Source organism: Bradyrhizobium sp. Kon56, from assembly GCF_055807635.1.
Genome location: NZ_JBVVOU010000441.1, coordinates 1 through 266 on the forward strand (window position 1 = coordinate 1; position 266 = coordinate 266).

Sequence of the window (266 nt, forward strand, 5' to 3'; positions counted from 1 at the left end):
CCTCTGGATTTGGCCGCCGTGATGGCCGAGTTGCCGCTGCTGTTCGCTCACCGCGTGATGAGCTTGCACGGACCGCGCCCGCTGATGGCCAGCCTTGATCGGGCCCAGATCCATCAGTTAATGATCAACCTGATCAAGAATGCCGATGAGTCGATGGAAAGCAGCGCTGAGGGCATCGACATCGAATGGGCCGAGGAGAAGGGGCGCTTGCGGATCACCATCCTCGACAGCGGAGTGGGGCTGACCAACCCGAAGAACCTGTTCGT

At 60.5% G+C, this 266-nt stretch carries 1 protein-coding gene; it reads left to right on the plus strand.

From position 1 onward, the window contains the following. Positions 1 to 21: 21 nt before the first annotated feature. Positions 22 to 266: hypothetical protein (locus AC0L3B_RS39605; RefSeq protein ID WP_473383295.1), on the plus strand; the 245-nt coding region annotated here is incomplete at its 3' end.